Genomic DNA, 5,108 nt, shown 5'->3' with positions numbered 1-5,108 from the left:
TGCCGGCGGCTCCGCTCCCGGCGAGGTGGTCGGCGACGCGGCCGCCACCGGAGCTGCCGGACGCCCGCCCCAGCTCATCGGGTTCGGCGTCAGCCACCCATCGGACGATCAGCTCCCCCAGCGGCACCTCCTGCGCAAACGCGATCCGTCCCTCCCGGAAGAGCTCGAGCAGGGCGAGGAAACGCGCGACCACCTCGATCGTCTGCTGGCAGCCGGCACACAGCAGCCCGAAGGAAGCGCTGCCCACCTCTCGCAATTTTTCGATCACCGCAAGCATATGCTCGCGGATGTTGATCCGCGGCAGGTGGACGTGATCGGTCGCGACCTGCGGAGGCAACGGCGGTTCTCGCAGTCTGGCCGCGAGGCGGGCGAGTTCGGCCGGCCCGATGCCGATCTGCACCTCTGGCAGCGCCTGCGCGTACCGCGGTTCCAGCGCGACGGCCCGGGGCAGATGCCGGGCCTCCAGCGTCATCAGCCCGGTGAAGAGGGCCGATGCCTCCTTGTACGCCTTGTACTGCAACAGCCGGGCGAACAGCAGGTCTCTGGCCTCGAGGAGGGCAAGGTTCTCCGCCTCGTCCTCGGAGATCGCCCCGGGCAGCAGCCTGGCCGCCTTGAGATCCAGGAGGGTTGCCGCGATCACCAGAAACTCGGTGGCCTGCCCGAGGTCGAAGCCCGCGCCCAGGCGGCGGATGTGCGCCACGAACTCATCGGTGACCTGGGAAAGCGCAACCTCGGTCACGTCCATCTTATGCTTAGCGATCAAGGAAAGCAGCAGATCGAAAGGACCGGTGAAATTCGCGAGCTCGACCACGAAGGCACTACCGCCGCGACCCCGTCCGGTCGGCGCCACGGGCTCGGCGGCCCCGGCAGCCACGGGCTCGGCGGTCCCGGCAGCCACGGACGCATCCCGATGAGGGGATGTTCTGATCCGCGCCATGCCTGGACGCTACCGCCGGCTCAGGCAGCCGCACCGACCAGCCGGGCTGGCCAGCCGCACCGACCGGGCGGGCCGGCAGCGCCACACCCGTTCGGCCAACCAGCGACGCACGAGGCCCACGCAAGGTGTGAGGCCGGCGCAACGTGTCAACGAAGACGGAGGTTGATAATGCCGCCCAGGCCGTCGAGCAACGGAAGAACCAGCTGGTCCACGACCGAGGGGAAACCGGGAAACAACGTCGGCAGCAGGATGAGCGCCAGCAGGATGAGGATTCCGACGTTGTTCTCACGGAGCTGGTACTCGGCCCTGTGCCAGCTCGGTGACTGCGGGCCGAGTCCGAACAGCACCCGCCCACCGTCGGCGGGCGGGATCGGGATGAGGCTCACAATGAACAGCGACGCGAATGTGACCGCCAGCCACAGCACCAGCTTCCCGAGGAAGTCGCCCACACCGGCGAGCTCCACGATCCGGCTGCCCTCGATGACGACAAGCGACTGGGGAACGAACGTGAAACCGACGAGTGCGCCGAACGTGAGCAGCAGATAGGCCAGCGGCCCGGCCAGCAGCGCCGCCGCGACGTGGAACCGTCGCCCGCGACGTAGGTCGTTCATGGCTATCGGCTCGCTCCAGCCGACACCGGCGATAATCATGGCCACCGCGCTGAAAGGGCTGACATGGTGTTTCACCGACGCCGTCAGCCGGCCGGACCGCATCGGCCCGGGGTCCTGGAGCAACCTCGCGACCACGACCTGCGCCGCGTCATGTGCGTAGATCCCGATGAGGAGCGCAAGAACGATCCCCAGAAGCGCCGCGGGTTCGGCCAGGTGGAACAGCACGCCTCTACAGGTCCCTTATCCGCTTCCCGAACAAGCTACGGCTACGTGGTGCCAGGGTGTGTCCCCAGGGTATATCCCTAGCGCTGTGCCACCGGCGGCGCCGTATGCCTGGCGATCAGCTCGCGGGCCAGCCGCCGGTATCCGTCCGCTCCAACCGATGTGGGCGCGTAGGTCGTGATCGGCTCACCGGCGACGGTGGTCTCCGGGAAGCGCACGGTACGGCTGATCACCGTGTGAAAGACCTCGTCCGGGAACCGTTCGACGACCCTCGCCAGCACCTCCCGGGCGTGCAGCGTGCGGGCGTCGTACATGGTGGCAAGGATGCCCGCGAGCTCCAGGCGTGGATTCAGCCGGTCACGCACCTTGTCGATGGTGTCCAGCAGCAGGGCGACACCGCGGAGGGCGAAATACTCGCACTCCAGCGGCACGATGACCGCGTCGGCCGCGGTCAGCGCGTTCACGGTCAGTAGACCGAGCGACGGCTGGCAGTCAATAAGGATCACATCGTATTCGGAGCGGACCGACGCCAGCGCGCGCGCGAGCGTGTGCTCACGACCAACCTCGGTGACCAGCAACATCTCCGCGGCCGACAGATCGATATTGCTGGGGAGCAGATCCAGACCATCAACCTGAGTGGGGACTATCACCTCGCCCATCTCGGCTTCGCCACCCACGAGGAGATCGTGGACGGTGCGTTCCAGCACCATCGGGTTGATTCCGAGGCCGACCGACAGCGCCCCCTGCGGGTCGAAGTCGACCAGCAGGGTCCGGCGGCCGTACTCGGCGAGCGCCGCGCCGAGATTGATCGTGCTGGTCGTCTTACCGACGCCGCCCTTCTGGTTGCACATGGCGACCACCCAGGCGGCACCGTGAGTGACCACCGGAGGAGGCTTGGGAAAGGCCGGCAACGGACGTCCCGTGGGACCCAGCTCGCCTGCCCCACCTGAGCTGTGCACGACGTCGGCACCGTCGAGCCGTCCATCGGCAGACAGGGCCGGATCCCCGACGGTCACCCCCCCGTAGGGGGAACGCACCTGGGTCGGCATCGGCGAGGCGTCGGCGGTCATGTCAAGGGACCTGCTCCTTCTGGTCAGCCTGAGGGCGCGCGATCGTTCATCCTCGGCGCACCCTCAGGCCACAGGAGATATTTGCGGATCCGTGCACGAAGAGCAGAAGCGGACCGTCAGGAGCGTACCGATACTTGAGGTGACCCACGACGCCGGGTAGGTCACGTCGGCGCGGCGAGCGCCGGACATCGCGGGCGGGTTCAGGCCCGTGCCCGCCCCACACCCGTCCGTGACCTGGCTGCCTGGGACACCCGACGGCGCAGGACGAGCTACGATCACACCGTTTTCCGGCCATGCTGAGGCCCGGAGTGATTCGGCTGGTGGCAAACGCTACCGGACCGCCGCGGCTACCGGACCGCCGCACCCGGTGTCTGGCCGACAGTGCCTGACGGTCGACGATGACGGGAGCGCCGCGATGGGTTGGGTAACAGTTCCTGGTGTGGTCTCCCTGGCAAAGGGCGCTCCCGTCGTCCTGACCGAGATCATCGTTCCCGATCCCGGGCCGGGTGAGGCGCGGGTGCGCGTCCAGGCATGCGGTATCTGTCACACCGATCTGCATTACCGCGAGGGTGCTGTCAGCGACGATTATCCCTTCCTGCTCGGTCACGAGGCCGCCGGAGTCGTCGACGCCGTGGGCGAGGGGGTCACCTCGGTCACGGCCGGCGACTACGTCGTGATCGCTTGGCGGGCGCCCTGCGGGGCCTGCCGGTCCTGCCTGCGGGGCCGCCCGTGGTACTGCTTCGACTCCCGCAATGCCGCCCAGCCCATGACGCTGGTGGACGGGACGCCGCTGTCGCCGGCGCTGGGTATCGGCGCCTTCGCCGAAGCGACCCTGGTGGCCGCCGCCCAGTGCGTGAAGATCGATCCAGCGGCGCGCCCGGAGGTGGCCGGGCTGATCGGCTGTGGGGTGATGGCCGGGTTCGGCGCGGCGGTCAACACCGGCGAGATCACCCGGGGGGAAACCGTCGCGGTCTTCGGCTGCGGAGGTGTCGGGGACGCGGCCATCGCGGGCGCGGCCATCGCCGGTGCGCGACGGATCATCGCGGTGGACATCGACCCGCGCAAGCTGGAGTGGGCCCGCGGGTTCGGTGCGACCCACACCATCGACGCAGGCGGCCTCGATCCCGTGGAGGCGATCCGAGCGTTGACTGACGGTAACGGCGCAGACGTGGTCATCGAGGCGGTCGGCCGGCCGGAGACCTACCGCCAGGCGTTCTTCGCCCGGGACCTCGCCGGACGGCTCGTCCTTGTCGGTGTCCCCGAACCGGCCATGTCTCTTGAGCTGCCCATGATCGAGATATTCAGTCGCGGTGGCTCGCTGAAAACGTCCTGGTACGGCGACTGTCTGCCCAGCCGGGACTTCCCCATCCTGATCGATCTGTATCGAGCCGGCCGGCTCGACCTCGACCGGTTCGTGACCGAGACCATAGGTCTCGGCGACGTCGAGGACGCCTTTACCCGCATGCGGCGTGGCGATGTACTGCGCAGTGTCGTTACGCTCTGATCGAGATGTACGGTCAGTACCGGAATGGGCCGGTCCGGCCCGTGAGCGGCTGGGCGTTCACGCGGCCAGCGCGACGACAGTCAGCTACCCGGCGGTCAGCCGCTCAGCGACGGGGACGGAGAACGTGTGGCGAGAAACGGCGGGGTACGGGTCGATCGGATCATCACCCGCGGGGACTTCCTGATCGACGGCCAGAGCTTCACGGTTGACAACAACATCTGGCTACTCGGGGACGACACCGAGGTGCTGGTCATCGATGCCGCACACGACCCTTCAGTGATCCTCGCCGCGATCGACGGCCGGCACGTGTCAGTGATCGTCGCGACACACGGGCACAACGACCACATCAACGCGGCGGTGGAGCTGGCCGCCCGGGTACAGGCTCCGATCGCCCTGTGCCCGGCGGATCTGATGCTGTGGCAGGCGGTCTATCCGGACCGCCTGCCCGACCTCGAGCTCTCCGACGGCCAGCGGCTCCCGATCGCCGGCGGCGGCTGGCTACACGTCATGCACACTCCGGGGCACTCCCCCGGCGGGGTGTGCCTGTACGGGGTGATCGGCGGGGAACCGGTTCTGTTCAGCGGCGACACCCTTTTCCGTGGCGGCCCGGGGGCGACCGGCCGGTCGTTCTCCGACTTTCCGACCATCCTGGACTCGATCAGAGGCCGGCTGCTGACGCTGCCGCCGGAGACCGTGGTGCACACCGGCCACGGTGATGACACCACGATCGGCACCGAGGCGCTTGACTACGACCAGTGGATCCT

General features: G+C 68.3%; 5 protein-coding genes. 2 read left to right on the top strand and 3 right to left on the bottom strand.

Annotated elements, in window-relative coordinates:
* From MJ783_RS07820 to MJ783_RS07810, 3 genes are all read right to left on the bottom strand, one after another.
* The coding region (locus MJ783_RS07820; protein ID WP_370651516.1) for a ScpA family protein at nt 1-937 on the bottom strand (937 nt) is incomplete at its 3' end.
* 146 nt (nt 938-1,083) lie between these two features.
* Entirely contained in the window at nt 1,084-1,773 is a 690-nt protein-coding gene (locus MJ783_RS07815) for a Zn-dependent membrane protease (RefSeq protein WP_239309594.1), read from the bottom strand.
* 77 nt (nt 1,774-1,850) lie between these two features.
* A complete protein-coding gene (locus MJ783_RS07810) occupies nt 1,851-2,840 on the bottom strand; it encodes a ParA family protein (RefSeq protein WP_239309592.1) in 990 nt (329 codons plus the stop codon).
* Between the two features lie 415 nt (nt 2,841-3,255).
* Here MJ783_RS07810 and MJ783_RS07805 point away from each other — a divergent pair, with 415 nt between their 5' ends.
* Together MJ783_RS07805 and MJ783_RS07800 are read left to right on the top strand one after the other, a co-directional pair.
* Nucleotides 3,256-4,344 (top strand): S-(hydroxymethyl)mycothiol dehydrogenase, encoded by a 1,089-nt coding sequence (locus MJ783_RS07805; protein WP_239309590.1) that lies wholly within the window; start codon nt 3,256-3,258, stop codon nt 4,342-4,344.
* A gap of 126 nt (nt 4,345-4,470) precedes the next feature.
* On the top strand, nt 4,471-5,108 hold a 638-nt coding region (locus MJ783_RS07800), incomplete at its 3' end, for an MBL fold metallo-hydrolase (RefSeq protein ID WP_239309588.1).

It is taken from the genome of Protofrankia sp. Cj3, assembly GCF_917627355.1.
In the GTDB taxonomy this organism is placed as follows: domain Bacteria; phylum Actinomycetota; class Actinomycetes; order Frankiales; family Frankiaceae; genus Protofrankia.
Note: the sequence above shows the minus strand (reverse complement) of the source record. Positions and strands in the feature narration are given on the sequence as shown.

What these genes read in the sequence shown, in the direction of transcription:
- MJ783_RS07805 (WP_239309590.1), top strand. Translation starts at nt 3,256, where the DNA reads ATGGGTTGGGTAACAGTTCCTGGTGTGGTCTCCCTGGCAAAGGGCGCT.
- MJ783_RS07810 (WP_239309592.1), bottom strand. Translation starts at nt 2,840, where the DNA reads ATGACCGCCGACGCCTCGCCGATGCCGACCCAGGTGCGTTCCCCCTAC.